Source organism: Erwinia sp. HR93 (assembly GCF_034555055.1).
Lineage (GTDB): Bacteria > Pseudomonadota > Gammaproteobacteria > Enterobacterales > Enterobacteriaceae > Apirhabdus > Apirhabdus apintestini.
Genome location: NZ_JAXUDP010000001.1, coordinates 1,450,509 through 1,477,134 on the forward strand (window position 1 = coordinate 1,450,509; position 26,626 = coordinate 1,477,134).

24 protein-coding genes, 2 pseudogenes and 1 other annotated feature are annotated in these 26,626 nt (G+C 51.7%); of the genes and pseudogenes, 19 read left to right on the forward strand and 7 right to left on the reverse strand.

Going from position 1 to position 26,626, the window contains the following annotated elements; translation table 11 throughout:
* Positions 1-43: 43 nt before the first annotated feature.
* The gene (gene trpR / locus SFA31_RS06750) at positions 44-367 is read left to right on the forward strand and encodes a trp operon repressor (protein WP_322837288.1); all 324 of its coding nucleotides are present in this window, start codon (positions 44-46) and stop codon (positions 365-367) included.
* Here trpR and yjjX read toward each other — a convergent pair.
* Positions 352-873, reverse strand: coding sequence for an inosine/xanthosine triphosphatase (gene yjjX, locus SFA31_RS06755; protein WP_322837289.1), 522 nt, complete (start codon positions 871-873; stop codon positions 352-354). The genes trpR and yjjX overlap by 16 nt on opposite strands.
* Before the next feature lie 52 nt (positions 874-925).
* Here yjjX and gpmB point away from each other — a divergent pair, with 52 nt between their 5' ends.
* Complete coding sequence (gpmB, locus tag SFA31_RS06760; protein WP_322837290.1) at positions 926-1,573, forward strand: 2,3-diphosphoglycerate-dependent phosphoglycerate mutase GpmB; 648 nt, start codon at positions 926-928, stop codon at positions 1,571-1,573.
* Here gpmB and robA read toward each other — a convergent pair.
* Positions 1,570-2,438: pseudogene (gene robA / locus SFA31_RS06765) on the reverse strand (MDR efflux pump AcrAB transcriptional activator RobA). The gene gpmB and the pseudogene robA sit on opposite strands and share 4 nt — an antisense overlap.
* 209 nt (positions 2,439-2,647) lie before the next feature.
* On the opposite strand from robA, the gene creA reads away from it, so the two are divergent.
* Complete coding sequence (gene creA, locus SFA31_RS06770) at positions 2,648-3,118, forward strand: protein CreA (protein WP_322837291.1); 471 nt, start codon at positions 2,648-2,650, stop codon at positions 3,116-3,118.
* A gap of 406 nt (positions 3,119-3,524) precedes the next feature.
* Here creA and arcA read toward each other — a convergent pair whose 3' ends face one another.
* Positions 3,525-4,241: a two-component system response regulator ArcA gene (arcA, locus tag SFA31_RS06775; RefSeq protein WP_322837292.1), complete on the reverse strand. Its 717-nt coding sequence runs from the start codon at positions 4,239-4,241 to the stop codon at positions 3,525-3,527.
* A 96-nt stretch (positions 4,242-4,337) separates the two neighbouring features.
* Between arcA and yjjY the strand changes: the two are divergent.
* The 6 genes and pseudogenes from yjjY (at position 4,338) to thrC (ending at position 10,602) form a co-directional block, all read left to right on the forward strand.
* Positions 4,338-4,479, forward strand: a pseudogene (gene yjjY / locus SFA31_RS06780) (protein YjjY).
* A 397-nt stretch (positions 4,480-4,876) separates the two neighbouring features.
* Positions 4,877-5,563, forward strand: a complete 687-nt coding sequence (locus SFA31_RS06785; protein ID WP_322837293.1) for a tRNA/rRNA methyltransferase — start codon at positions 4,877-4,879, stop codon at positions 5,561-5,563.
* 197 nt (positions 5,564-5,760) lie between these two features.
* Entirely contained in the window at positions 5,761-5,832 is a 72-nt protein-coding gene (gene thrL / locus SFA31_RS06790) for a thr operon leader peptide (RefSeq protein WP_322839317.1), read from the forward strand.
* Positions 5,775-5,888: a sequence feature (Thr leader region), on the forward strand. (Overlaps the previous gene by 58 nt.)
* Before the next feature lie 26 nt (positions 5,889-5,914).
* A complete protein-coding gene (thrA, locus tag SFA31_RS06795) occupies positions 5,915-8,377 on the forward strand; it encodes a bifunctional aspartate kinase/homoserine dehydrogenase I (RefSeq protein WP_322837294.1) in 2,463 nt (820 codons plus the stop codon).
* Positions 8,378-8,379: 2 nt separating this feature from the next.
* Complete coding sequence (gene thrB / locus SFA31_RS06800; protein WP_322837295.1) at positions 8,380-9,309, forward strand: homoserine kinase; 930 nt, start codon at positions 8,380-8,382, stop codon at positions 9,307-9,309.
* 3 nt (positions 9,310-9,312) lie between these two features.
* Positions 9,313-10,602: a threonine synthase gene (gene thrC / locus SFA31_RS06805; RefSeq protein ID WP_322837296.1), complete on the forward strand. Its 1,290-nt coding sequence runs from the start codon at positions 9,313-9,315 to the stop codon at positions 10,600-10,602.
* Between the two features lie 344 nt (positions 10,603-10,946).
* Here the strand turns inward: thrC and yaaA are convergent, their stop codons facing one another.
* Together yaaA and SFA31_RS06815 are read right to left on the reverse strand one after the other, a co-directional pair.
* A complete protein-coding gene (gene yaaA, locus SFA31_RS06810; protein WP_322837297.1) occupies positions 10,947-11,726 on the reverse strand; it encodes a peroxide stress protein YaaA in 780 nt (259 codons plus the stop codon).
* Positions 11,727-11,789: 63 nt separating this feature from the next.
* The gene (locus SFA31_RS06815) at positions 11,790-13,253 is read right to left on the reverse strand and encodes a sodium:alanine symporter family protein (RefSeq protein WP_322837298.1); all 1,464 of its coding nucleotides are present in this window, start codon (positions 13,251-13,253) and stop codon (positions 11,790-11,792) included.
* 205 nt (positions 13,254-13,458) lie between these two features.
* Here SFA31_RS06815 and tal point away from each other — a divergent pair, with 205 nt between their 5' ends.
* Together tal and mog are read left to right on the forward strand one after the other, a co-directional pair.
* A complete protein-coding gene (tal, locus tag SFA31_RS06820; RefSeq protein ID WP_322837299.1) occupies positions 13,459-14,412 on the forward strand; it encodes a transaldolase in 954 nt (317 codons plus the stop codon).
* Between the two features lie 121 nt (positions 14,413-14,533).
* Positions 14,534-15,124 carry a molybdopterin adenylyltransferase gene (gene mog, locus SFA31_RS06825; RefSeq protein ID WP_322839318.1) on the forward strand — a complete coding sequence of 197 codons (591 nt, stop codon included), beginning with the start codon at positions 14,534-14,536 and terminating at the stop codon, positions 15,122-15,124.
* A 284-nt stretch (positions 15,125-15,408) separates the two neighbouring features.
* Here the strand turns inward: mog and satP are convergent, their stop codons facing one another.
* Positions 15,409-15,975: an acetate uptake transporter gene (satP, locus tag SFA31_RS06830; RefSeq protein WP_322837300.1), complete on the reverse strand. Its 567-nt coding sequence runs from the start codon at positions 15,973-15,975 to the stop codon at positions 15,409-15,411.
* 293 nt (positions 15,976-16,268) lie between these two features.
* Between satP and dnaK the strand changes: the two genes are divergently transcribed.
* The 3 genes from dnaK to SFA31_RS06845 all read left to right on the forward strand — a co-directional run bounded on the left by dnaK (position 16,269) and on the right by SFA31_RS06845 (position 19,876).
* Positions 16,269-18,185: a molecular chaperone DnaK gene (dnaK, locus tag SFA31_RS06835; RefSeq protein ID WP_322837301.1), complete on the forward strand. Its 1,917-nt coding sequence runs from the start codon at positions 16,269-16,271 to the stop codon at positions 18,183-18,185.
* Positions 18,186-18,409: 224 nt separating this feature from the next.
* Positions 18,410-19,552, forward strand: coding sequence for a molecular chaperone DnaJ (gene dnaJ, locus SFA31_RS06840; protein ID WP_322837302.1), 1,143 nt, complete (start codon positions 18,410-18,412; stop codon positions 19,550-19,552).
* A gap of 102 nt (positions 19,553-19,654) precedes the next feature.
* Entirely contained in the window at positions 19,655-19,876 is a 222-nt protein-coding gene (locus SFA31_RS06845) for a hypothetical protein (protein ID WP_322837303.1), read from the forward strand.
* 254 nt (positions 19,877-20,130) lie between these two features.
* Here the strand turns inward: SFA31_RS06845 and rpsT are convergent, their stop codons facing one another.
* The gene (rpsT, locus tag SFA31_RS06850) at positions 20,131-20,394 is read right to left on the reverse strand and encodes a 30S ribosomal protein S20 (RefSeq protein WP_322837304.1); all 264 of its coding nucleotides are present in this window, start codon (positions 20,392-20,394) and stop codon (positions 20,131-20,133) included.
* Between the two features lie 329 nt (positions 20,395-20,723).
* Here rpsT and ribF point away from each other — a divergent pair, with 329 nt between their 5' ends.
* The 5 genes from ribF to ispH all read left to right on the forward strand — a co-directional run bounded on the left by ribF (position 20,724) and on the right by ispH (position 26,471).
* Complete coding sequence (ribF, locus tag SFA31_RS06855; protein WP_322837305.1) at positions 20,724-21,662, forward strand: bifunctional riboflavin kinase/FAD synthetase; 939 nt, start codon at positions 20,724-20,726, stop codon at positions 21,660-21,662.
* Between the two features lie 82 nt (positions 21,663-21,744).
* Positions 21,745-24,561 (forward strand): isoleucine--tRNA ligase, encoded by a 2,817-nt coding sequence (ileS, locus tag SFA31_RS06860; protein WP_322837306.1) that lies wholly within the window; start codon positions 21,745-21,747, stop codon positions 24,559-24,561.
* Complete coding sequence (lspA, locus tag SFA31_RS06865) at positions 24,561-25,073, forward strand: signal peptidase II (protein WP_322837307.1); 513 nt, start codon at positions 24,561-24,563, stop codon at positions 25,071-25,073. The genes ileS and lspA overlap by 1 nt, the downstream gene beginning before the upstream one ends.
* Positions 25,070-25,540, forward strand: a complete 471-nt coding sequence (gene fkpB / locus SFA31_RS06870; protein WP_322837308.1) for an FKBP-type peptidyl-prolyl cis-trans isomerase — start codon at positions 25,070-25,072, stop codon at positions 25,538-25,540. Before lspA ends, fkpB begins: the two co-directional genes overlap by 4 nt.
* Positions 25,521-26,471, forward strand: coding sequence for a 4-hydroxy-3-methylbut-2-enyl diphosphate reductase (gene ispH / locus SFA31_RS06875; protein ID WP_322837309.1), 951 nt, complete (start codon positions 25,521-25,523; stop codon positions 26,469-26,471). Before fkpB ends, ispH begins: the two co-directional genes overlap by 20 nt.
* The last annotated feature ends 155 nt before the right edge of the window (positions 26,472-26,626 follow it).

A 26,626-nucleotide genomic window follows, 5' to 3' on the forward strand; every position in this document is an offset into this window, starting at 1 on the left:
TATGCTATGCTGCCGTACTCGTTTAATAGTATGGCGGCATAACATGACTGTATTATCTCCATTTTCTGGCGAACAGAGTGATGAGGAGTGGCTGCGCTTTGTGGCGCTGCTGCAGGCGGCCTATGAGCGGCAGCTTCATTTACCGCTTCTGGCGTTAATGCTTACTCCGGACGAGCGCGACGCGCTGGGTACTCGGGTAAGGATTGTCGAAGAGCTGCTGCGCGGCAAAATGAGCCAGCGTGAACTGAAGAATGAGCTAGGGGCGGGGATTGCCACGATTACCCGCGGCTCTAATAGTCTGAAATCAGCGCCGCCAGAGCTGCGGGCCTGGCTGGAACAGGTTTTGCTGAATCAGGAACGCGTATAAATATCATTGTGGAACGGGCTGAGGGCCAGGATGAGCGCCTGAGAATACACGCTGCTACGCGACAGGTGCCCGGCGGTAAAAATACCAATAGCGCCTTCTTTGCGGCCTATTTCATCAATTCCGCTCCAGGCTGACATCACATCCCCCAGTGACTCTCCCTGCTGAACGCGTTCCAAAATCAATTTTGGTAGAGGCAGCGTGGCTGAGCGGGCTTCTCCGCGCCATTGGCCGTTATCGATAATTACCCAGCTGAAGGTACTGTCCTTATCAATCCCGGCCTCGATGGCGACCCAATAGTCGGCGTTGGGATGTAGTTTTTTTGCGTTAGCGACGCGAATTAGCGCGCCGTTGCGCGTTTCTTCATCTCCCATTGGCTGTTCCGGCACGCCGCTTTCGACGCTAACGGCTTCTAGCCGACAGCTTTTGCGGCCAAAAATCTGCTCAAAAGCCTCACGAATAGCCTGCGTTTTTGCCGGATTGTGCGTCGCGCAGATGACATGATTCATAATATATGGAACTCTGTTGTTAAATTGTGAAAAGCAGTATACGGGTAAAGCTATGTTACAGGTATATCTCGTCCGCCACGGAGAAACGGAATGGAACGCGCAGCGACGTATCCAGGGACAATCTGACAGTCCGCTGACGCAGATGGGAGAAGCGCAGGCGAGGCAGGTAGCGCAGCGGGCGCGTTTACTGGGGATAACGCATATTATCACCAGCGATTTAGGCCGTACTCGGCGCACCGCTGAATTAATCGCTGAAATGTGTGATTGCAGCGTCACGCTGGACCCACGCCTGCGAGAATTAAATATGGGGATGCTGGAGCGGCGACGTATTGATACGCTAACCGCGGAAGAGGAATCCTGGCGGCGACGCCTGGTTGACGGTACCCCAGACGGGCGAATTCCCGATGGGGAATCAATGCGTGAGATGAGCGAGCGCATGCATGATGCTCTGAATAGTTGTCTGGCATTGCCGCAACATAGCCGGCCGTTATTAGTCAGCCACGGGATGGCTCTGGGCTGTCTGGTGAGTACAATTCTGGGATTACCCGCTCATGCCGAGCGTCGGCTGCGGTTACGCAACTGCTCTTTGTCGCGGGTGGATTATCAGGAAAGCCCCTGGCTAGCACCGGGCTGGGTGGTGGAAACCGCGGGAGACATATCGCATCTGGATGCTCCCGCGTTGGATGAGTTGCAGCGCTAACGCCGTACCGGAATCAAATATTCACAGCGCAGATCTTGGGGCGGCTGTTTAAGATTTTCTTTGTGGACGGGATAAAACGCTCAATATCCTGGCCCTGACGGCGAGTAAGCTCTAGCGTTGGCATGCAGGTACCATAGACCATTAGGATAAATTTCTGAATCCCGTCAGCGGGCCCTTCATAATTAAACTGGACGTATTCGCCGCCTTCCAGGTAGACCGGATGCGCGTCCGGCAGATTGCCGTTAGCCAGCTCGGGTGGCAGCGCGGTTGTGTATAGCACTTCTTGCTCGTCGTCTTTTTCCACGTTGGCGCGCGCAACGTGAAGACCATACAGCACCGGCGGGATGACAGGTGCACTGTTCAGAAAATGACGCCAAAACTGTATGCGCATTTCACTACGAAACTGGCTGACTTGCTCCAGTGTGCAACTGTAACTTTGAGTGGTACCTATTAATTTCATCTCCGGCAGAGTGACAAACTGCGGTACCGGCGGATTAAATGCCCCGAGCCTAATAGGCGGGCGCATCCCAAATGCGTGCCAGTCTGGAGAGCGGCGATACAGCGCGGGCGTTTGAGCAAATTGCTTTTTAAACGCCCGGGTAAAGGTCTGCTGTGAATCGAAGCGGTACTGTAATGCGATGTCGAGGATTGGGCGCGCGGTTAATCTTAGCGCGACCGCTGATTTTGATAATCGACGCGCGCGTATATAGGCGCCGATAGCGTGCCCTGTGACTTCCTTAAACATGCGCTGTAAATGCCATTTAGAATAGCCGGCTTTTGCTGCTACGTGGTCGAGAGAAAGGGGGTGGTCGAGATGGCTTTCCAGCCAAATTAGCAGATCGCGAATGATCCCAGCCTGATCCATATTTTGTCCTCATCCTGACGAGCGAAGGTCTCTGCACTAAAGGCTGCGGATAATATCATTATTTACTGGCTAATCATTCAGAGTTTTTTTTAACATCCTGTGCTTAAATATCCTTATTAATCTCTGAAAGTTTTAATAACGTGATATTAGACATTTTTTCAGGACGTGATAAATAATCACATAAACTATTATCTATAATTGGTAAGCTTATGAAAAATAAAAAATTAATGTTTTTCTCAGTATTGGTATTATTTATGAATCAAGCTGAAGCTGAGCAAATAGGCTCTGTAGATACAGTATTTAAGATATTTGGGCCGGATCATAAAATAGTGGTAGAGGCTTTCGATGATCCTGAAGTAAATAATGTAACCTGTTATATCAGCCGCGCTAAAACGGGAGGAATTAAAGGCGGATTAGGATTAGCTGAGGATACGGCAGATGCCGCGATTTCCTGCCAGCAGGTAGGCCCCATTGTTTTAGATGAGAAGATAAAAAAGGGCGAACGGCAGGGCGATGTTGTATTCAAAAAACGCACTTCTCTGGTATTTAAGAAACTACAGGTAGTGCGTTTTTATGACGTGAAGCGTAATTCGCTAGTTTATATGAGTTATTCAGATAAAGTTGTCGATGGCTCGCCTAAAAATGCTTTAAGCGCCGTACCGATAAGGCCATGGAAATAAATCATATCGGTGGAATAAAGAGGAGACGGCAACATCGCCGATAGCGTACAAAATTCACCTCTCGGCGCAGCGGCGCGCGTCGCCGAGAGCTTTGTTGGATAGCTGTTGTTTACAAGCTCGTCGCGCGCTTAGGCGAAGCGGCGCGGTGAATAAGTGAGAAAAGATCTTAATAATAAAAAAACTATCCGCCTGTAAGAATGCATTTTTATACGTACGAGAGTGGCGTTTTTGTTGGTGAAACGGTATGTCGAATAAAAATTGCCTAATGAGCAGCGCCGGGCACGCTGCAGCGTTGGTCACCGTGGAGCGCTCCCGTGTAAAAGTGAGCTTTTTAAAGATGTAAAGACAAAAACGCCGGGCAATACATCTTGCCCGGCGCTGGGGTTGACCATTCGCTGAGGAGGTATTACTCCTGCAGGTCTCCGCAGAAGCGATAGCCTTCACCGTGAATGGTAGCGATAATTTCTGGCGTATCAGGTACCGATTCAAAATGTTTACGAATACGGCGGATAGTGACATCCACGGTACGATCGTGGGGCTTAAGTTCGCGGCCGGTCATTTTCTTCAGCAGCTCGGCGCGGGACTGTATCTTCCCGGGATTCTCACAAAAATGCAGCATTGCACGGAACTCGCTGCGCGGGAGCTTGTACTGTTCACCGTTAGGGCTAATCAGAGAGCGGCTATTAATATCCAGTTCCCAGCCGTTGAATTTATAGCTTTCAACGCTGCGGCGCTCTTCCCCAATCGCACCTAAATTCATTGTGCGCGACAATAAATTACGGGCGCGGATGGTTAGTTCCCGTGGGTTAAACGGTTTAGTGATGTAATCGTCTGCGCCGATTTCAAGACCTAAAATTTTGTCGACTTCGTTGTCGCGGCCGGTTAAAAACATTAACGCGACGCTCGCCTGTTCGCGCAATTCTCGCGCCAGCAGCAGGCCGTTTTTACCTGGCAGGTTAATATCCATAATTACCAGGTTGATATCATTATCGGAAAGTATTTGATGCATTTCGGCGCCATCAGTCGCTTCGAATACATCGTAACCTTCCGCCTCGAAGATACTTTTCAACGTGTTGCGTGTTACCAACTCGTCTTCAACGATAAGAATATGAGGGGTCTGCATGTTTGCTACCTAAAATTGCCAACTAAATCGAAACAGGAGTACAGAAGTCCCTGACCTGCCTGGTGCATACTACGAATTAACATGCCCGGCGAAAACGTGACTAAAGTACGTAATTGCGTTCTTGATGCACTTCCATCAACGTCAACAACATCATTAGCTTGGTCGTGGGTTCTATATCCCTCAAGACCCGACGGTGTCAAAAACGGCTGATATCCTAACCATTTTAACAGCAACATAACAGGTCAGGAGGTTTCTGGCACCCAATAAAACTACGCTTCGTTGACATATATCAATTTCAATTGTAGCACGTTAACAGAGTGATGAAATCTTCATGATTAATAGGTTATTTTGTTCACAGTTTGTTCTTTTTTACAAGAGTTGTTTCTGGTAATCAATAACTTAAAGGCATACTTAATAAATTTCACGTCATTTGAAATCCCTATTAAAAACATAAGTTTTAATGTTATTAACTGTTATATATAGATATTTAACATTATTTTATATAAAAAATTCTTATGTAATCGACATGCGATGCCTGAAGTCACTTTGTTGCTTTAATGTAAATTAATTGCACGAAAAAGCTATAAAGAGAAATGATTACCTCGCGCAATTAAAAACTAATCGGGAACAAGAAAATGCGTTTAGTGATTGTTTTAGTAGGCCCGGCTCGCCCGGAAAATGTGGGTGCGGCGGCAAGGGCAATGAAAACAATGGGATTTTCTGTATTGCGCGTTGTTGATAGTGAGGCGCATTTACAGCCTGCCGCGCGTTATGTTGCCCATGGTTCTTCAGAGATTATTGAGAATGCGCAGTATTATTCTGATTTAACCTCCGCGCTGCATGACGTTGATTTTACTGTCGCAACGACGGCGCGTAGCCGGGCTAAATACCACTATTATGCAACCCCGGATGAGCTGCTGCCCCTACTGGCGGAAAAAAGCCGCTGGTTAACAACCGCTGCGCTGGTATTTGGCCGTGAGGATTCCGGATTAACCAATGAAGAATTGGCGCTGGCTGATGTTCTTACCGGCGTGCCGATGATAGCGGATTATCCGTCGCTTAACCTTGGTCAGGCGGTAATGGTGTATTGCTACCAACTTTCCTCACTAATGATAGAGAACCAAAAGGACTCTGCATCGGCGCATGACGGGCAACTTCGCGCGCTGCGAGCGCGAAGCATTGCACTTTTGGGGTATCTGGGAGTGGTGAATGACGAAAAAATGTCGGACTGGATCCAGCAAAGGCTTGGGTTACTGGAACAGCGCGATGTTGCGATGTTGCATCGTTTACTACATGACATCGAGAAAAAAATTGCGGAGTAAAATAGCGAGAAAGATATTTTTGCTTATCAATTCTAAAGATATTTCCCGTAAGACGGGTTTAATAATGTTGATAACGCTGGTGATTACTCATTGAAAAACACCGTCGATTTAAGGGCTTTTGGAAAAATTCATTGACTTACCACACGCAATACTTTAACCAATATAAGCGTTACGACAGATATCAGGAATAAAACAAAATGACATTGCGCTGCGGTTCGCTCACCACAATTACCACTACAACCATTACCACCGGTAACGGGGCGGGCTGACGCGTACAGGAAATACGAAAAAAGCCCGCACCCAATCAGGTGCGGGCTTTTTTTTGGCTAAAAATCAACGGGGTAACAATTTATGCGAGTGCTGAAATTTGGGGGGACGTCGGTTGCTAACGCGCAGCGTTTTTTAAATGTCGCTGATATTATCGAGCAGCACGCTCAGCGCGGCGCAGTTGCAACAGTACTGTCTGCACCGGCAAAAATAACCAATCACCTGGTCGCGATGATTGAGAAAACCATCGCTGGTCAGGATGTACTCCCGAATCTCAACGACGCCGCACAAATCTTTACAGATTTACTGCAGGGGCTTGCACAGGCGCAGTCTGGCTTTCCGCTAACTCAGCTTGAAGAGCGGTTGGGGCAGGAGTTTGCACAAATTAAACACCTGCTGCACGGTATTCAGCTCCTTGCCCAGTGTCCGGATAACGTCAACGCCGGTATTATTTGTCGGGGCGAGAAACTCTCAGTAGCGATTATGGCTGGTCTTCTGCAGGCCCGGGGGCGTAGCGTTTTTGTTATCGATCCGGTGGAAAAACTGCTTGCACGCGGCGGTTACCTGGAGTCATCCGTTGATATTACTGAATCCACGCGGCGTATTGCCGCCAGCCGCATTCCCACCGATGCGCTTACGCTAATGGCGGGGTTTACCGCAGGCAACGATCGCGGAGAGTTAGTTGCTTTGGGGCGTAACGGTTCCGATTATTCAGCGGCTATTCTGGCAGCCTGTCTGCGCGCGGAATGCTGTGAAATCTGGACGGATGTGGACGGTGTATACACCTGTGATCCACGCCAGGTGCCGGATGCGCATCTGCTGAAAAGCATGTCTTACCAGGAAGCGATGGAACTGTCGTACTTTGGTGCGAAAGTTCTGCACCCGCGCACAATCGCCCCTATTGCGCAGTTTCAAATTCCCTGTCTGATTAAAAATACCGGCAATCCTCAGGCGCCAGGCACGCGGATCGGTGCGCAAAATCATGACGATGAGATGCCGGTAAAAGGCATTTCTAATTTGAACAATATGGCGATGTTCAGCGTGTCCGGGCCGGGAATGAAAGGCATGGTCGGCATGGCGGCCCGCGTTTTTGCGACTATGTCTCAGCGCGGAATTTCCGTGGTTTTGATTACACAGTCTTCTTCTGAATACAGCATCAGTTTTTGCGTGCCGCAAAGCGATTGTGCGCGCGCGCGCAGCGCGTTGGAAGAGGCGTTTGCGCTGGAATTGAACGCCGGGCTGCTGGAGCCTTTATCGATTGATGAACGGCTGGCCATTATTTCTGTTGTCGGCGATGGAATGCGCACCCGGCGCGGCATCTCCGCCAAATTCTTTTCCGCGTTAGCGCGTGCCAATATCAATATCGTTGCCATCGCACAGGGGTCGTCTGAGCGCTCTATTTCCGCTGTCGTTAGTAACGACGATGCGATCACCGGCGTGCGCGTCGCGCATCAAATATTATTTAACACAGACCAGGTGCTGGAAGTCTTCGTCATCGGCGTGGGGGGCGTGGGAACCGCGCTGCTGGAGCAGATTAAGCGCCAGCAAAGCTGGCTGAAGAAAAAGCGTATCGATCTGCGCGTGTGCGGCGTTGCGAATTCCCGAGCGCTGTTGACCGATGTCCACGGATTGGATCTGAGCGCCTGGCGTCCGGCGCTGGCAGAAGCCGATGCGCCATTCAACCTCGGGCGGCTTATCCGTTTGGTCAAAGAATACCATTTGCTAAACCCGGTGATTGTAGACTGCACCTCTAGTCAGGCGGTTGCGGACCAGTACGCCGACTTCCTGCGTGAAGGCTTTCACGTCGTGACGCCGAATAAAAAGGCAAATACGTCGTCGATGGATTACTACCACCAACTGCGCGCGGCGGCCAGCGGCTCCCGGCGTAAGTTTCTCTACGACACGAACGTAGGGGCAGGGCTGCCGGTGATTGAGAATTTGCAAAATCTTCTTAACGCCGGCGACGAGCTGCGCCGCTTCTCCGGGATACTTTCCGGCTCTCTATCCTATATTTTCGGTAAGCTGGATGAAGGAATGACGCTTTCTGAAGCGACGCGTTCAGCGCGCGAGCTTGGCTATACCGAGCCGGACCCGCGTGACGACCTCTCTGGCATGGATGTTGCGCGTAAGCTGCTGATTCTGGCCCGCGAAATTGGTAACCATCTGGAACTAAAAGATATTACCGTAGAGCCAATCCTGCCAGCAGAGTTCAATAGCCGCGGCGATGTGGATAGTTTTATGGCGCGTTTGCCCGAACTTGATGCCACATTTGCGACGCGATGTGCTAAAGCGCGCGATTGCGGGAAAGTTCTGCGATACGTTGGGCAGATTGATGAGGCCGGGAAATGCCGCGTGCGTATCGACGCCGTGGACGGCGACGATCCGCTTTACAAGGTGAAAAACGGTGAGAACGCGCTGGCGTTTTACAGCCACTACTATCAGCCGCTCCCGCTTGTGCTACGCGGTTACGGGGCGGGTAACGATGTTACCGCAGCCGGCGTATTTGCCGATTTACTGCGCACGCTGTCATGGAATTCAGGAGACTAATTATGGTGACTGTTTATGCGCCGGCATCTATTGGGAATGTAAGCGTAGGCTTTGATGTTCTCGGGGCTGCGGTATCGCCCGTGGATGGCTCGCTATTGGGAGACTGTGTGACGGTAGAAGCAGCGGCAGAGTTTAGCCTGAAGAGCACAGGTCGTTTTGTCGCGAAACTGCCGACCAATCCGCATGACAATATTGTTTATCAATGCTGGATCCGTTTTTGTGAAATTATGGGAGAGGTTCGGCCGGTTGCGATAACGCTTGAGAAAAATATGCCGGTGGGCTCGGGGCTGGGATCGAGCGCCTGCTCGGTGGTTGCAGCGCTGATGGCGCTTAACGAATTTTTCCAGCGACCGCTGGATGACGCCCGGCTTCTGGCGCTGATGGGCGAACTGGAAGGCCGCATTTCCGGGAGCGTGCATTACGATAACGTTGCGCCCTGTTTTCTGGGGGGAATGCAGCTTATGCTGGAAGAACAGGGAATTATTAGCCAGCCGGTGCCAGGGTTTGATGAATGGTTTTGGGTTATGGCCTATCCGGGCATTGCGGTATCCACCGCCCAGGCCAGGGCTATCCTTCCTGAACGCTACAGTCGGCAGGATATTATTCGCCACGGACGCTATCTGGCTGGGTTTATTCATGCCTGTCATACCCATCAGCCGGGCCTGGCCGCGACGCTAATGCGCGATGTGATTGCCGAGCCGTATCGCACCGCGCTGCTGCCAGGGTTTGATACGGCTCGCCAGGCTGCCATGGAACTGGGCGCGCTGGCCTGTGGAATATCAGGCTCGGGGCCAACGTTATTTGCTGTGTGTGACGACCGGGAGCGCGCGCAGCGCGTTGCCGACTGGTTAAGCCTGCGTTATTTACAAAATGATGAAGGCTTTATTCATATTTGTCGGCTGGATACGGCGGGCGCAAGGGTGGTGAGGTAATACATGAAACTGTACAACTTAAAAGATCATAATGAGCAGGTAAGCTTTGCGCAGGCGGTGGCGCAAGGGCTGGGATCGCAACAGGGGCTGTTTTTTCCTCACTGTCTGCCTGAATTAGAGCTATCGGATATGGATTCTCTGCTACGTATGGATTTTGCCAGCCGCAGCAGCAAAATTCTGGCGGCGTTTATCGGCGATGAGATCCCCGCAGAGCTACTGGAAGAGCGTATTCGTAGCGCATTCACTTTTCCCGCCCCGGTGGTTAATGTAACGCCCGATACCGCCTGTCTGGAACTGTTTCACGGCCCGACGCTGGCGTTTAAAGATTTTGGCGGGCGCTTTATGGCGCAAATGCTGGGGCATATTAGCGGCGATAAGCGCGTGACGATTTTGACGGCGACCTCCGGCGATACCGGCGCGGCCGTTGCACACGCGTTCTATGGGCTAAACAATGTTCGCGTAATAGTTTTGTACCCCCAGGGGAAAATTAGCCCGCTACAGGAAAAACTTTTTTGTACTCTGGGCGATAACATTGAAACCATTGCCATTGACGGCGATTTTGATGACTGCCAGGCGCTGGTCAAGCAGGCATTTGATGACGAAGAGCTTAAACTGTCTTTGGGGCTGAATTCGGCAAACTCTATCAATATTAGCCGGCTGCTGGCGCAAATCTGTTATTACTTTGAGGCCGTGGCGCAGTTGCCTCAGGATGCGCGTAACCAGTTGGTCGTGTCGGTGCCAAGCGGTAATTTTGGTAATCTCACCGCCGGGCTGCTGGCTAAGGCAATGGGGCTGCCGATTAAGCGCTTTATCGCCGCAACCAACGTTAATGATACGGTGCCGCGCTACCTGGCCTGCGGGGAATGGGCGCCGCAAGCTACGGTGGCCACTCTGTCTAACGCAATGGACGTCAGTCAGCCCAATAACTGGCCTCGTATTGAAGAACTCTTTCGCCGCAAAACCTGGCGCCTGAGCGATCTCGCTTACCAGGCCGTTGATGATACTACGGTAAAAGACACGCTGCGCGAACTGCGCGATCTTGGCTATATTTCTGAACCCCATGCCGCCATCGCCTGGCGCGCTTTACGTGATAATTTGCAGCCCGGCGAATTTGGTCTGTTTTTAGGGACCGCGCATCCGGCGAAATTTAAAGAAAGCGTAGAAGAGGTTTTGGGCCAGGCATTGCCGTTACCCTTCGCGCTGGCTGAGCGCGCAGATATGCCGCTGCTGTCACATACTTTACCCGCTAATTTTTCGGCGCTGCGCCGCCTGATGATGGCGCAGGCAGTGTAGGATCAGCGCGAGAATAACCGGCCTGCTGAGCCGGAAGCGCTGAGCGTTATGCATAGATACGGCGGAAAAAACGGCGCAGCTCACTGTTATGAGAAACGCCGTAATTTCCTTCTATCGGGTTGTTACGGCGCATCGCTTTAGGCCGTGGGAAATAAATCATGGCCTGCCTGTTTAATTAGATTGAATGCTGCTCCCCGCGGCATCACAGGGTGCGATGAGACAAACGCGAATGTAGGCTTACTTTATCTAAACCGCCCGGCGCTAACGGACCGCCCAGCAGCTATCACCCTGATTTCACCGCTGTAAACCCCAGGGTGGCATTTAATCTGCGGGCGGTTTATTCGCTAGCGGTGATGTTCGGCGCGTTTAAATACCAGCGTATTGTCATCAGAGGCGGCGGCGTCATAGCGGTAGCCTTCGCTATCAAAGCGCTGCAATTGTTCGGCGTTGGTCAGGCGATTTTCGATAATAAAGCGGCTCATGAGACCGCGCGCTTTTTTCGCATAGAAACTAATGACTTTATAGACGCCATTTTTCTCATCGAGGAACACGGGCTTAATAACGCGCGCGCGCAGTGTTTTTAGGTCAACCGCTTTAAAATATTCATCCGAGGCCAGGTTAATCACTATATCGTCGCCCTGACCGGCGAGCGCGTCATTTAGCGTTTTTGCAATAGTATCGCCCCAAAACTCATACAGATTTTTACCGCAAGGATTTTCCAGTTTGGTCCCCATTTCCAGACGATAGGGCTGCATTAAATCCAGCGGGCGTAGCACGCCGTACAGGCCGGAAAGCATTCGCAAATGGGCCTGCGCGAAACTAAAATCCTCGTCGCTAAAGGTTTCCGCTTGTAAACCCGTATACACATCGCCCTTAAACGCAAGGATTGCCTGGCGCGCGTTTTCAGGCGTGAAGTTGGGCTGCCAGTCGTGAAAACGCGTGGCGTTTAATGAAGCGAGTTTATCGCTGATGCTCATTAGGGAGGCGATTTGCGCATCGGACAGCTTACGCGCCGTTTTAATTAGCGTTTGAGCTTGATCCAGCAGGGCAGGCTGGGTGTAACGCTGCGTAGCAAGGGGGGATTGATAATCCAGCGTTTTCGCAGGGGATATCAGAATGAGCATCTCTTCTTCCTTTTCCTGAATACAGAGTAAGGCCTACTTTAGCAAAACATTTGCTACTTACCGTCAATCGCTGTCATTGTTGGACAGACGGGAGGCAGGCGCTTTTTCCCACACGCCAGGCTCTAGCTGTTCACGCATGTCCGGATAGCGCGAAGGGATAAATAGCGGGCGAATGCCCAGGCTGCACTGGCGAATGTAATCCGCTGCAATGATTTTTACCACTGGGGAAAGCAGTAAAATTGCCGTCAGATTAGTGATAGCCAGCAGGGCCATAAGAATATTAGCGCACTGCCACAGCACGGGATTGTGAACAAAACAGCCGAGCACCACCATGGCTAATATAGCCAGGCGCAGCGTCAGGCGATGCGCCGGCGTTGGCCGCATCAGATAACTCAAATTATTTTCTGCATAGACCGCATTGGCGATAATGGTAGTGAATGCCACCAGAATAATCAGTAGCGTAATTAATCGATCGCCCCAGCCACCGACCAGCGAATCAATCATGGTTTGTATCACCAAAATGCCATCGGTTTGTGTGATAAAACCGTCCAGATTATCTGTGAGTAAGACAACGCCGGCGGTAATTGAGCCCACAATTATAATATCGATAAAAATACCGAACATTTGTACGATACCCTGCACTGCGGGATGCCGCGGCCAGGAACTGGCGGCACCCGCAATGTTTGGCGCAGAGCCCATACCCGCTTCGCTAGAAAAAAGCCCGTGCTGGAACCCGCCTGAGAGCGCCTGGCTTAAGGTATAACCCATGACGCCGGCGGCGACTTCGTGCCAGCCGAACGCGCTGCGTATAATAAGTGCGGCGATGCCGGGCAGGGACTCTACATGCCAAAGCAGCAATCCCAGCCCCGGGATTACCCAAATCAAAAGCATAAATGGCACCAGCCACTGCAGAATGCGCGCAATGCCCAGTACGCCACGGCGAATAGTCAACGTAGTTAAAATAAAAAGCGCAGCGGCGATGGCTGTAACGGGTAGCTCGCCTTTAAAAGAGTGGTTAAGCGCGCGGGTAATAGCGTCAGCCTGTAGCATATTAAAGAACAGCCCGAAGCCCATAATCAGTAGTACGGCGAATAAGCCGCCCATCCAGCGCATACCCAGCCCGTGCTCTATATACCAGGCAGGGCCGCCGTAGAAGCCGCCGGTATCATCCCTGCGTTTATAAAGTTGGGCCAGAGAGCACTCGGCAAAAGAGATGCCCATTCCCAGCAATCCGCTGACCCACATCCAAAAAACCGCACCAGGGCCGCCGGTGACTATCGCCAGCGCTGTACCGGAAAGATTGCTGCTGCCGATGCGCGCAGCAAGACCGATGCACAGAGCCTGAAAAGAGGTTAATCCAGTTGCATATTGCTGCGGGGTTTTCATGAAGCAGACTTTTATTTTGCGGATATAGCGGAACTGAATGTATCTGGTTCGCCAGGTAAACCAGATGCCGACGCCGGCTATCAGATATATCAGAACTGAACCCCACAACAAGTCATTTATAAAAAACAGAAAATTAAGCATTGCTCTCCCTCATTCGGCTCCTGGCGCGGCCCCATGCCATCGTTCAGGTTGGGTCATCCTTTTCCCATGCGAAGAGATTTGTGCGTAGAGTTTAACACAGGGTGCCTCTCATAAGGCTTACGGTTGCACCTTAGGGGCGGCGTGATATTATCAAACGACACTGATTACAACTCTCTAACAAGAAGTTTCAAGCGAGAAAACTATCATGACGGATAAATTAACTTCCCTGCGCCAGCTCACCACGGTGGTTGCCGATACCGGGGATATCGCGGCGATGAAACTTTATCAGCCGCAAGACGCGACCACGAACCCTTCTCTTATTCTCAACGCGGCCCAGATTCCTGAATATCGAAAACTGATTGATGACGCGATTACCTGGTCACGCGCCCAAAGTAGCGCACGCGACCAGCAGGTGGTGGATGCCACAGACAGACTTGCGGTAAATATCGGCCTGGAAATTTTAAAGTTGATACCTGGAAGGATTTCAACTGAAGTCGATGCGCGCCTTTCATACAATACTGAGGCTAGCGTGGCGAAGGCAAAGCGGCTGATTAAAATGTATAACGATGCGGGTATCAGTAACGATCGTATTCTTATTAAGCTGGCTTCAACCTGGCAGGGAATCCGCGCGGCGGAGCAGCTCGAAAAAGAAGGCATTAACTGTAACTTGACGCTGCTGTTTTCATTTGCACAGGCGCGCGCCTGCGCGGAAGCGGGTGTGTTTTTGATTTCGCCTTTCGTCGGGCGTATTCTGGACTGGTATAAAGCCAATACGGATAAAAAAGAGTACTCGGCGGAAGACGATCCGGGCGTGGTTTCTGTAACGGATATCTATAACTATTACAAACAGCATGGCTATGAAACAGTCGTTATGGGCGCAAGTTTCCGTAATGTCGGCGAGATACTGGCGCTGGCCGGCTGTGACCGCTTGACCATTGCGCCGCCATTGCTGAAAGAACTGGCTGAATCTGAGGGCGTCGTTGAGCGCAAACTGGCCTTTAACGGAGAAGTGAAAGCGCGTCCGGCGCGCTTAAGTGAGTCAGAGTTTCTGTGGGAACACAATCAGGATCCGATGGCGGTCGATAAACTGGCTGAAGGGATCCGTAAATTTGCTATCGACCAGGAAAAACTGGAAAAAATGGTCGGCGATTTACTGTAATTACGTCAAACGTAGCGCGGTCGGCAAGCCTGGCCGCGTTTTTTTATGTGGATTTTGCCTGTTTGCTCTCTCCTTCTGTCTGTATGATTCCCGCTATGTTGACTAACTGAGTAAATTAATGATGCACACGCTACGAATTGGTCTGGTTTCCGTTTCTGACCGCGCGTCCGGTGGCGTTTACCAGGACCAGGGATTACCCGCGCTTGAGAATTGGCTGGCGCGGGCATTGTCCACGCCTTTTGAAGTGCAAACGCGCTTAATTCCGGATGAGCGCGCGATTATCGAGCAAACCCTGTGCGAACTGGTTGATGAAATGGGATGCCATTTAGTCTTGACGACCGGGGGAACCGGGCCGGCGCGCCGAGACGTCACGCCGGATGCGACGCTTGCGGTTGCTGAACGAGAAATGCCCGGCTTCGGCGAACAAATGCGGCAGGTAAGCCTGCATTTCGTGCCAACGGCGATTCTTTCGCGCCAGGTGGGTGTGATACGCAAGCAGGCGCTAATTCTTAACCTGCCGGGCCAGCCGAAAGCGATTCAGGAAACTCTGGAGGGGGTAAAAAATGCGGATGGCAGCGTTGCGGTCGCCGGCATTTTTGCCAGCGTTCCCTACTGTATTCAGCTTTTGGAAGGCCCATATATTGAAACTAATGCTGACGTCATTGCTGCGTTTCGCCCAAAAAGCGCGCGCCGGGACGCTGGTGCTGTGTGAAAGGCACCCGCTATCGCAGTGTTTAATGGGAACCGGGCATTCGGTGCCAGCGCTAAGCGCATCAATCACAATCGTTTGATAAGGTTGTTAACGCAAAATATGGCCGGTTAAATAGGAATAACGCGCGCGATTATCTGTGAGACGGCGAAGGCATATTACGCTGGCCCACGCTGGGTAAAGCCGCAGTCACAGGAAAATATGTCAAACCGCTTAGGGTAATAGCGATAAAAATGGCGGGTATCATGGATACTCGCCATGACGTTATTTTGAAAAACAACGGTGAATTACTGTTTGTCGCCGATAGGAAGAACCGTACGGCCAAACTGTGCGTTAAGCACTTCACCCATCGCCAGATACACCGCGCTGGCACCGCAAACAATGCCGACCCATCCCGCAATGTGGACGATATTTTCACTGTCGGTTAAATGGCCTACTGCCAGTAAAGCGAACAGTATTGTCAGGCTCAAAAATACGAATTGCAGTGCCCGGGCGCTGGTTAAGGTGCCGAAGAACATAAATAGTGTGAAAACGCCCCACAGCCCAAGATAAACACCCAAAAAGTGCCCGTTAGCCGCATCCGCCAGACCCACCTTTGGCATCAGCAAAATAGCCACCAGCGTGAGCCAAAACGCGCCATAAGAGGTGAAGGCCGTCAGCCCGAAGGTATTGCCTTTTTTATATTCCAGTAAGCCGGCAAAAATTTGTGCCAGACCACCATAAAAAATACCCATCGCCAGAATAATGCCGTCCATTGGAAAAAGACCGATATTATGCAAATTGAGCAGAATGGTGGTCATACCAAAACCCATTAAGCCCAGCGGAGCCGGATTAGCCAACGTCGTGTTGCCCATAATTCTTCAGTTCTCATCGTGAATTGAATAGTGAAATTTTTCCCGCCGACGAGAATTACCCGTGCGGGGCGCGGCATCATAGTCAGCGTTCTGAGTGGCGTCTATGATCTATGCAGGGGAAAATTTAAAATTTTTTTTATTTTCCCCCTTGATGGTGGGTCGGGTGACCCCATCTTGTAGTCAACCGCCGTTGTTAACCTGAAAAAAAGAACGTGGGCAGTTGAAAAGCGATGATTTGCCCTTATTACAGGTTCACAACCACATATGACCGAATTTTTAGTGGAGACGTTTAGATGGGTAAAATAATTGGTATCGACCTGGGTACAACCAACTCTTGTATTGCAATTATGGATGGCACTCAGGCGCGCGTTCTTGAAAACGCAGAGGGCGATCGTACTACGCCTTCGATCATTGCCTATACGCAGGATGGTGAAACCCTGGTAGGTCAGCCGGCTAAACGTCAGGCTGTAACTAACCCGCAGAATACCCTGTTTGCTATTAAACGCCTGATTGGCCGTCGCTTTCAGGATGAAGAAGTGCAGCGCGACGTGTCTATTATGCCTTATAAAATCATTGCCGCTGATAACGGTGATGCCTGGCTGGATGTGAAAGGCCAGAAAATGGCACCGCCGCAGATCTCTGCTGAAGTACTGAAAAAAATGAAGAAAACAGCGGAAGATTATCTGGGTGAGCCGGTTACCGAAGCGGTTATTACCGTACCGGCTTACTTTAATGATGCGCAGCGCCAGGCAACGAAAGATGCCGGTCGCATCGCGGGCCTGGAAGTGAAGCGTATTATCAACGAACCGACGGCGGCTGCGCTGGCTTACGGTCTGGATAAAGAAACTGGCAACCGGACTATCGCAGTTTATGACCTTGGTGGCGGTACGTTCGATATCTCAATCATCGAAATCGATGAAGTAGATGGCGAAAAAACTTTTGAAGTATTGGCGACCAACGGCGATACGCATCTGGGCGGTGAGGACTTCGATACCCGTCTGATCAACTACCTGGTGGATGAGTTCAAAAAAGATCAGGGCATCGATCTGCGTAACGATCCGCTGGCAATGCAGCGCCTGAAAGAAGCAGCGGAAAAAGCGAAAATCGAACTTTCTTCTGCGCAGCAGACCGACGTTAACCTGCCGTACATCACCGCAGACGCAACCGGTCCTAAGCACATGAACATCAAAGTGACGCGTGCGAAACTGGAAAGCCTGGTAGAAGATTTAGTGAATCGCTCTATCGAACCGCTGAAAGTCGCATTACAGGATGCGGGTCTGTCCGTTTCTGATATCAACGATGTTATTCTGGTCGGCGGCCAGACGCGTATGCCGATGGTACAAAAGAAAGTCGCTGAGTTCTTTGGTAAAGAGCCGCGTAAAGACGTGAACCCGGATGAAGCCGTTGCGGTAGGTGCAGCTGTTCAGGGCGGCGTGTTAACCGGCGAAGTAAAAGACGTGCTGCTACTGGATGTTACTCCGCTGTCATTAGGTATCGAAACCATGGGCGGCGTTATGACGGCGCTGATTAACAAGAACACCACGATCCCGACCAAGCATAGCCAGGTGTTCTCAACGGCGGAAGATAACCAGTCTGCTGTGACCATCCATGTGCTGCAGGGTGAGCGTAAGCGCGCGTCGGATAACAAATCGCTGGGGCAGTTTAATCTCGATGGTATTAACCCGGCTCCGCGCGGTATGCCACAAATCGAAGTGACTTTTGATATCGATGCTGATGGTATTTTGCACGTATCGGCGAAGGATAAAAACAGCGGTAAAGAACAGAAAATCACTATTAAAGCTTCTTCTGGCCTGAATGAAGAAGAAATTCAGAAGATGGTGAACGACGCTGAAGCGAACGCTGAGTCTGACCGCAAGTTCGAAGAGCTGGTGCAAACGCGTAACCAGGCCGATCATCTGGTTCACAGCACTCGCAAGCAGGTTGAAGAGGCTGGCGATCAGCTTGCTGCCGATGATAAAACCGCAATTGAGTCTGCGCTGAGCGATCTGGAAACCGCGCTAAAAGGTGAAGATAAAGCGGATATCGACGCTAAAATGCAGGCGCTGGTTCAGGTTTCCGCAAAATTGATGGAAATCGCTCAACAGCAGCATGCTCAGCAGCAGGCCGGCGGTGCCGATGCTTCTGCAGACAGCGCGAAAGACGATGATGTTGTCGACGCAGAGTTTGAAGAAGTTAAAGATAAAAAATAATCGCCCGATGGGGTGAATGTAATAGCTGTAGCGGTGCAGCTACAGCTATTCGCGCTAACCAGCACGGGCGTCGGGGTAACTCAACGCCCGTGTATCTATATCAGAGCCTGTTTTTCCAGGTGGCTTCTATTACGGTGAGCATAAGGCGCCGCCCGAAAGCTGTGATACCGCGGCGTTAGCTGTGGGAGAATCCTGGAAAACAGCCTCAAAGGCAGAATAAGCGAATGGCAAAAAGAGATTTTTACGAAGTCCTGGGTATTTCGAAAACGGCGGACGAGCGCGAAATTAAACGCGCCTATAAAAAGCTGGCGATGAAATATCACCCGGATCGTAATCCCGGTGATAAAGAAGCTGAGACAAAATTTAAAGAAGTCAAAGAAGCCTATGAAATTCTGACCGACGCGCAAAAACGTGCGGCTTACGATCAGTATGGCCACGCTGCCTTTGAACAAGGTGGCATGGGCGGCGGTGGTTTTGGCGGCGGATTCAACGGCGGCGCGGATTTCAGCGACATTTTCGGTGATGTGTTTGGCGACATTTTTGGCGGTGGGCGCGGGCGGCAGCGCGCAGCTCGCGGCGCGGATTTGCGCTATAACATGGAGCTGACGCTTGAAGAAGCGGTGCGCGGTGTATCAAAAGAGATCCGAATCCCTACGCTTGAAGAGTGCGATGTGTGTCACGGCAGCGGCGCAAAAGCGGGAACGCAACCGCAAACTTGTCCTACCTGTCACGGCTCAGGTCAGGTACAGATGCGTCAGGGCTTTTTTGCCGTGCAGCAAACCTGCCCACACTGTCAGGGGCGCGGTACGCTTATCAAAGACCCATGTACTAAATGCCATGGGCACGGTCGCGTAGAAAAATCGAAAACCCTGTCCGTGAAAATTCCGGCAGGCGTTGACACCGGCGACCGTATCCGTCTTTCTGGTGAAGGTGAAGCCGGTGAACACGGGGCGCCGGCGGGCGATCTGTATGTTCAGGTTCAGGTTAAACAGCACCCTATTTTTGAGCGAGAAGGGAACAACCTGTACTGCGAGGTGCCAATTAATTTTGCCATGGCAGCACTCGGGGGGGAAATTGAAGTTCCGACGCTGGACGGGCGCGTAAAACTTAAAGTGCCCAGTGAAACGCAAACCGGAAAACTGTTCCGCATGCGTGGAAAAGGGGTGAAATCGGTTCGCGGCGGTGCGCAGGGTGATTTGCTTTGTCGCGTAGTTGTGGAAACACCGGTAGGCCTGAACGATAAGCAAAAACAGCTGCTGCGCGATTTGCAGGAGAGTTTTGGCGGGCCGACCGGCGAGAAAAACAGCCCGCGCTCAAAAAGTTTCTTTGATGGCGTGAAGAAATTCTTTGACGATCTAACGCGCTAAGCCTGTAGGTTATCAACGATTGAAAAAGCCCCGGCGTACAGTTTATGCGCGCAGGGGCTTTTTAATGGGAGCTGAACACCGCGCCCAGGGGCAGGATAATAAATGTTTACGAGCATCGCCGGCCATTTTTTCTGGCAAGGCTGGCTATGGTTTTCTGCTCATGCATTAGGAGCCAATCTGAGATTCACTCTTTTTGCAGATAGCATTTTGTTACTCCATCTGAAAAGCATTGATATATCGGGGAGCGGGTTATCAGCAGGCTTGCTGCCTGTGGTCGTGGCTCTTATAAATTTTAATGGCGTAGATTTATTTGACCGCGTTTAATCCTGATGCAGTATGTCATTGTCGATACTTTAGCGCGAGAGGTATTAGAAATGAGGTGCACGAATGTGCAGAAGAATAACTGTGTTCTGATAATGCGGGATAGAGGGGGCTTATATGCTTCACGGGCTGTTTAATCGCGTTTACTGACTATATCTGCCAACGAATAGGTTCAAAGTTACAACCCGATCTCGCTAAATAACAATAAAAAAACCGGCCTGAGGCCGGTTTTTTTATCAAGCTGCAATCGGTAACCGTTAAGCCATTTTACCGATCTGCGCGGCCAGGTTAGCCTTATGGCGTGCAGCTTTGTTTTTGTGGATCAGACCTTTGCTGGCCTGGCGGTCCACAATTGGTTGCATCTCATTAAATGCTTTCTGTGCAGCGTCTTTATCGCCCGCTGCAACTGCCGCGTATACCTTTTTGATATAGGTACGCATCATGGAGCGACGGCTAGCGTTATGCTTGCGGCGCTTCTCAGACTGTACGGCGCGTTTCTTAGCTGATTTGATATTAGCCAAGGTCCAACTCCCAAATAATCATATGTGGACAATTCAAAGGCCGAGGAATATGCCCGTTTAGCCTTTTCTTGTCAATGGATTTGTGCAAATAAGCGCCGTTAATATTTGCGGCACCGGTTACGTATTGATGGCGCAGGATTCTATCAGTTTGTGGCGTGTGAATACAGTCTTTCAGCGACAAAATTACATCCTTATGTTCCCACAGGCGAAATGCTGTGCATCTCTTGGCAATTATGCTGCCTGCTTTGTGATAAACGGGCATAATCGCGGGTTAATTTTACCGGCTGTACAAGGTATAATCCGCAGATCTCCACTGTTCAGAGCCAGTCATGAAGCTGATACGCGGCATACACAATCTTAACGCCAGCCATCACGGCTGCGTGTTGACTATCGGTAATTTCGACGGCGTACATCGCGGCCATCAGGCGCTATTGAAAGGTTTGGTGGAAGAGGGACGCTGCCTGAATCTACCGGTGATAGTAATGATTTTTGAGCCGCAGCCGCTTGAACTTTTTGCCGGCGAGAATGCGCCGGCGCGTTTAACGCGTTTGCGTGAAAAACTGCACTACCTGGCAGAATGCGGCGTGGATTATGTTTTGTGTGTACGCTTTGACCGGCGCTTTGCCGCTTTATCTGCGCAAGAATTTGTATTTGAACTGCTGGTAGAGCGCCTTGGCGTCCGGTTTTTAGCCGTGGGTGATGATTTCCGTTTCGGCGCTGGTCGCGAAGGCGATTTCCTGTTATTACAGAAAGCCAGCGGGCAGTACGGTTTCACGGTGACCAGCGCGCGAACATTTTGTGAAAGTGGGGTGCGAATTAGCAGCACTATGGTACGCCAGGCGCTGGCGCAGGACGATCTGGGGTTGGCAGAAACGCTATTAGGGCACCCTTTTGCTATCCAGGGGCGGGTCGTACACGGCGATGCGCTGGGCCGCACCATCGGTTTTCCAACCGCGAACCTCCCGCTGCGTCGCCAGGTATCGCCCGTAAACGGTGTCTATGCCGTTGAAGTGCGCGGGCTGGGGCCAGAACCATTGCCGGGCGTCGCTAATATCGGCACGCGCCCAACCGTTTCTGGTCTGCGGCAACAGTTGGAAGTCCATTTACTGGATGTGACGATGGATTTATATGGGCGTCATATTGACGTCGTTATGCGAAAAAAGATACGCAGCGAGCAGAGGTTTTCCTCGCTGGACGCGCTTAAAACGCAAATCGCGCAAGATGTCGCGACCGCCCGGGATTTTTTCGGGCCAACATTGACCGCCTGATTCCGACGGCTGCAGCAGGCGCCGCCGGCTTCTATAATTTGACCGGGCTTTAACCAAACCGAAATACGGAACCGAGAATCTGATGAGTGATTATAAATCCACCCTGAATTTGCCAGAAACAGGGTTCCCAATGCGCGGCGATCTTGCAAAGCGCGAACCGGGAATGCTGGCTCGCTGGAATGATGACGCGCTATACAGCGCTATTCGTGAAGCGAAGAAGGGCAAAAAAACCTTTATCTTGCACGATGGCCCTCCCTATGCGAACGGCAGCATTCATATCGGTCACTCGGTTAATAAGATTCTAAAAGACATTATTGTTAAGTCGAAAGGACTCTCCGGTTTCGACTCACCGTATATTCCTGGCTGGGATTGCCACGGTTTGCCTATCGAGCTTAAAGTCGAACAGCTTATCGGCAAGCCTGGCGAGAAGGTCTCACCCGCAGAATTTCGTAAAGCCTGCCGTGAATACGCGGCGGAGCAGATTGAGGGCCAGCGTAAAGACTTTATTCGTCTCGGCGTTCTGGGCGAATGGGATAAGCCTTATCTGACGATGGATTTTACTACCGAAGCGAATATCATTCGTGCGCTGAGTAAAATCATTGGCAATGGGCATCTCCATAAAGGCGCCAAGCCGGTGCACTGGTGTGTAGATTGCCGCTCTGCGCTGGCTGAAGCCGAAGTGGAGTACTACGATAAAATTTCACCTTCCATCGACGTTGCCTTTAAAGCGGTCGACCAGGATGCGATTAAGGCCAAATTCGGTGTAAAAGACGTTCAGGGGCCGATATCGTTGGTTATCTGGACTACCACACCGTGGACGCTGCCGGCAAACCGGGCTATCTCACTGCATCCAGAGTTCGAATATGCGCTGGTCCAGGTTGATGGGCAGGCGTTTATTCTCGCAAAAGACTTGGTCGAGAGTGTAATGCAGCGCGCGGGAATTACCGCGTTTACGCTGCTGGGCACGCAGACAGGCGCGAACCTTGAGCTGATGCGTTTTGCGCATCCATTTATGTCGTTTGATGTTCCCGCCATTCTCGGTGAGCACGTGACGTTGGATGCGGGTACTGGTGCAGTACATACCGCACCAGGCCACGGCCCGGATGACTATGTAATTGGCAGGAAGTACGGGCTGGAAATCGCGAATCCGGTTGGTCCGGACGGCGCTTATTTACCCGGAACGTTTCCCCGACTCGATGGCGTTAACGTGTTTAAAGCTAACGACATCGTTATTGATATGCTGCGAGAAACAGGCGCGCTATTACACGTAGAGAAGTTGCAGCATAGCTACCCGTGCTGCTGGCGCCATAAAACGCCGATTATTTTTCGCGCGACGCCGCAGTGGTTCATCAGCATGGATCAGAAAGGACTACGTGCACAATCTTTACAAGAAATTAAAGGCGTTCAGTGGATCCCCGACTGGGGCCAGGCGCGCATTGAGTCAATGGTTGCTAATCGCCCCGACTGGTGTATCTCTCGCCAGCGTACTTGGGGGGTCCCAATGTCGCTGTGCGTACACAAAGAAACCGGCGAGTTGCACCCGCGTACCCAGGAACTGATGGAAGCGGTGGCAAAACGCGTAGAGCAGGACGGCATTCAGGCATGGTGGGATCTGTCTCTCAGCGACATTATGGGTGAAGAGGTGGCCGACTACGAAAAAGTGCCGGATACGCTGGACGTTTGGTTTGACTCCGGCTCGACAAACGCGTCAGTGGTGGACGTGCGCCCGGAATTTGGCGGGCACGGGGCGGATCTCTATCTCGAAGGCTCCGATCAGCATCGCGGCTGGTTTATGTCCTCACTGATGATTTCAACGGCGATAAAAAACAAAGCGCCTTACCGCCAGGTATTAACGCACGGCTTTACGGTAGACGGCCAGGGACGCAAAATGTCCAAATCTATCGGCAATACCGTGAGTCCGCAGGACGTGATGAACAAGCTGGGCGCGGATATCCTGCGTCTGTGGGTGGCATCTACCGATTATACCGGCGAAATGGCGGTATCCGATGAAATCCTGAAGCGCGCGGCTGACAGCTATCGTCGCATCCGCAACACGGCGCGTTTTTTACTGGCGAACCTGAACGGTTTTAACCCGGAAACAGACTGCGTCGCGCCGGAAGACATGGTAGTGCTGGATCGCTGGGCCGTAGGCTGCGCTAAAGCCGCACAGGAAGACATCCTGAAAGCCTATGAATCTTATGATTTCCATGAGGTTGTGCAGCGGCTCATGCGTTTCTGCTCGGTTGAAATGGGATCGTTCTACCTGGATATCATTAAAGACAGGCAGTACACGGCCAAAGCCGATAGCGTTGCGCGCCGTAGCTGCCAGACCGCGCTTTATCACATCGCTGAGGCGCTGGTGCGCTGGATGGCGCCCATCCTGTCGTTTACGGCAGATGAAGTTTGGGGCTATCTGCCAGGCTCGCGCGAGAAATACGTATTTACCGGTGAATGGTACGATGGCCTGTTTGGGCTTGCCGATAACGAAACCATGAATGATGCTTACTGGAGTGAGCTGCTGAAAGTGCGCAGTGAAGTCAATAAAGTCATCGAACAGGCGCGGGCGGATAAAACGGTTGGCGGCTCGCTGGAGGTGGCGGTAACGCTTTATGCAGAACCGAGTCTGGCGGCGAAACTCACGGCGCTTGGCGAAGAACTGCGATTTGTCCTGTTGACCTCACAGGCGCAGGTCGCTGATTATGCGGCTGCCAGCGCGGATGCCCAACAGAGTGAGCTGCTCAAGGGGCTGAAAGTCGCACTGCACAAAGCTGACGGAGAGAAGTGCCCACGCTGCTGGCACTATACTCGCGATGTGGGCAAGGTGGCGGAACACGCAGATCTCTGCGGTCGCTGTGTCAGTAACGTCGCCGGTAACGGCGAAACGCGTAAGTTTGCCTGATGAGTAAACCGATATTATCGACCGGATTGCGCTGGCTGTGGCTGGCGCTCCTTGTCCTGATTGTTGATCTGGGCGTCAAACAGTGGGTTATGAGCAATTTTCAACTGTTTGAAACGCGCCCGTTGATTCCATTTATTAACCTGCACTATGCGCATAACCCCGGGGCGGCGTTTAGCTTCCTGGCGGATAAAGGCGGCTGGCAGCGCTGGTTCTTCGCCGGTATTGCCGTCGGCATCGCCGTCATATTGCTGATTTTATTGTACCGTAACCGGGCGCAGCAGTACGTGGTGAATAGCGCTTATGCGCTGATTATCGGCGGCGCGCTCGGCAATCTGTTTGACCGTATGGTTCACGGCTTTGTCGTCGATATGATTGATTTTTATATCGGAGACTGGCACTTCGCGACCTTTAATATTGCTGATGCAGGTATCTGTATTGGCGCCGTGCTTATCGTGCTGGAGAGCTTTTTCTCTCCTTCGGCGAAAACCGCGAAGCAAAAGGGGAACGAATGACGGCTTCTGTACAGAGTAATAGCGGGGTGTTGGTGCACTTTACGCTAAAGCTTGACGATGGCTCTGTGGCCGAATCGACGCGTGTGTCCGCTAAACCTGCGCTGTTTCGTCTCGGCGATGGCAGCTTATCTGAAGGGCTGGAGCAGCATCTACTGGGGCTAAAAACCGGCGCGCGCGTGGCGTTCACGCTCCAGCCGGAAGATGCCTATGGCACCGTTAGCCCGGATCTTATTCAGTATTTCTCGCGCCGCGATTTTGTTCAGGCCGGTGAACCTGAACCCGGCGCCATTATGCTCTTTACTGCAATGGATGGCAGCGAAATGCCCGGTATTATTCGCGAAGTGAGGGGAGACTCCATTACCGTGGACTTCAATCATCCGCTGGCCGGGCAGACTATCCATTTTGATATTGAAGTGCTGGATATTAGTCCGGCGCTGGAGGCAGTAAATGCAGATTCTGCTGGCTAACCCCCGGGGATTTTGCGCCGGGGTCGATCGGGCTATCAGCATTGTTGAAAACGCGCTGGCTATATACGGCGCGCCTATTTATGTGCGGCATGAGGTTGTGCATAACCGCTATGTGGTCGATAGCCTGCGCGAGCGGGGCGCTATCTTCATTGAAGAAATTGCGGAAGTGCCGGACGGCGCAATCCTGATTTTTTCGGCGCACGGTGTGTCTCAGGCTGTACGCAATGAGGCGAAAGATCGCGACCTGACAATTTTCGATGCCACTTGCCCGCTGGTGACCAAAGTGCATATGGAGGTCGCGCGCGCCAGCCGCCGCGGCGAGGAGTCGATATTAATCGGCCATGCGGGGCATCCGGAAGTGGAAGGCACGATGGGGCAATACAGCAACCCGGAAGGGGGCATGTATTTGGTTGAATCACCAGAGGATGTGTGGACGCTGAGGGTGAAAAACGAAAGCAACCTGTCGTTTATGACCCAAACCACCCTGTCGGTAGATGATACCTCTGAGATTATTGATGCTTTGCGCCAGCGTTTCCCGAAAATTATAGGACCGCGCAAAGACGATATTTGTTATGCCACTACGAATCGCCAGGAAGCGGTACGCGCACTGGCTGAAGAAGCGGATATTGTGCTGGTGGTCGGTTCTAAAAATTCGTCAAATTCTAACCGCCTGGCTGAGCTGGCGCGCCGGATGGGGAAAACCGCCTGGCTGATTGACGATGCGACGGATATACAGGCCGAATGGCTCAAAGGCGCACACTGCGTTGGAGTAACCGCAGGCGCTTCCGCGCCTGATGTTCTGGTGCAAAATGTACTGACCAGGCTGAAGTCGCTTGGCGGTGTATCGGTGCGGGAACTTACCGGGCGGGAAGAAAATATTGTTTTTGAAGTCCCCAGGGAGCTTCGACTTGACGTTCGGGAAGTTCGCTAACCGCCGCACAAAGCATTCAGGTGTACTCACTGCCTGAATTCGCATTATTCATGAGGTTCATATGCCGGGTGGCCAATCTCCCGGCATTTATATTGTCAATATTAAACCCCCTCCCGGGGAGGCGGCGATCGTTTATGTGGGGCTTTGCCCGTGGC

Bases quoted from the DNA above. Each gene is read 5' to 3' on its own strand.
- ileS (WP_322837306.1), top strand. From the start codon at position 21,745: ATGAGTGATTATAAATCCACCCTGAATTTGCCAGAAACAGGGTTCCCA.
- arcA (WP_322837292.1), bottom strand. From the start codon at position 4,241: ATGCAGACCCCTCATATTCTTATCGTTGAAGACGAGTTGGTAACACGC.
- satP (WP_322837300.1), bottom strand. From the start codon at position 15,975: ATGGGCAACACGACGTTGGCTAATCCGGCTCCGCTGGGCTTAATGGGT.
- yjjX (WP_322837289.1), bottom strand. From the start codon at position 873: ATGAATCATGTCATCTGCGCGACGCACAATCCGGCAAAAACGCAGGCT.
- fkpB (WP_322837308.1), top strand. From the start codon at position 25,070: ATGACGGCTTCTGTACAGAGTAATAGCGGGGTGTTGGTGCACTTTACG.
- thrC (WP_322837296.1), top strand. From the start codon at position 9,313: ATGAAACTGTACAACTTAAAAGATCATAATGAGCAGGTAAGCTTTGCG.
- trpR (WP_322837288.1), top strand. From the start codon at position 44: ATGACTGTATTATCTCCATTTTCTGGCGAACAGAGTGATGAGGAGTGG.
- gpmB (WP_322837290.1), top strand. From the start codon at position 926: ATGTTACAGGTATATCTCGTCCGCCACGGAGAAACGGAATGGAACGCG.
- SFA31_RS06815 (WP_322837298.1), bottom strand. From the start codon at position 13,253: ATGCTTAATTTTCTGTTTTTTATAAATGACTTGTTGTGGGGTTCAGTT.
- ribF (WP_322837305.1), top strand. From the start codon at position 20,724: ATGAAGCTGATACGCGGCATACACAATCTTAACGCCAGCCATCACGGC.
- SFA31_RS06845 (WP_322837303.1), top strand. From the start codon at position 19,655: ATGTTTACGAGCATCGCCGGCCATTTTTTCTGGCAAGGCTGGCTATGG.
- dnaK (WP_322837301.1), top strand. From the start codon at position 16,269: ATGGGTAAAATAATTGGTATCGACCTGGGTACAACCAACTCTTGTATT.
- creA (WP_322837291.1), top strand. From the start codon at position 2,648: ATGAAAAATAAAAAATTAATGTTTTTCTCAGTATTGGTATTATTTATG.
- lspA (WP_322837307.1), top strand. From the start codon at position 24,561: ATGAGTAAACCGATATTATCGACCGGATTGCGCTGGCTGTGGCTGGCG.
- thrB (WP_322837295.1), top strand. From the start codon at position 8,380: ATGGTGACTGTTTATGCGCCGGCATCTATTGGGAATGTAAGCGTAGGC.
- ispH (WP_322837309.1), top strand. From the start codon at position 25,521: ATGCAGATTCTGCTGGCTAACCCCCGGGGATTTTGCGCCGGGGTCGAT.
- dnaJ (WP_322837302.1), top strand. From the start codon at position 18,410: ATGGCAAAAAGAGATTTTTACGAAGTCCTGGGTATTTCGAAAACGGCG.
- tal (WP_322837299.1), top strand. From the start codon at position 13,459: ATGACGGATAAATTAACTTCCCTGCGCCAGCTCACCACGGTGGTTGCC.
- mog (WP_322839318.1), top strand. From the start codon at position 14,534: ATGCACACGCTACGAATTGGTCTGGTTTCCGTTTCTGACCGCGCGTCC.
- thrA (WP_322837294.1), top strand. From the start codon at position 5,915: ATGCGAGTGCTGAAATTTGGGGGGACGTCGGTTGCTAACGCGCAGCGT.
- SFA31_RS06785 (WP_322837293.1), top strand. From the start codon at position 4,877: ATGCGTTTAGTGATTGTTTTAGTAGGCCCGGCTCGCCCGGAAAATGTG.
- yaaA (WP_322837297.1), bottom strand. From the start codon at position 11,726: ATGCTCATTCTGATATCCCCTGCGAAAACGCTGGATTATCAATCCCCC.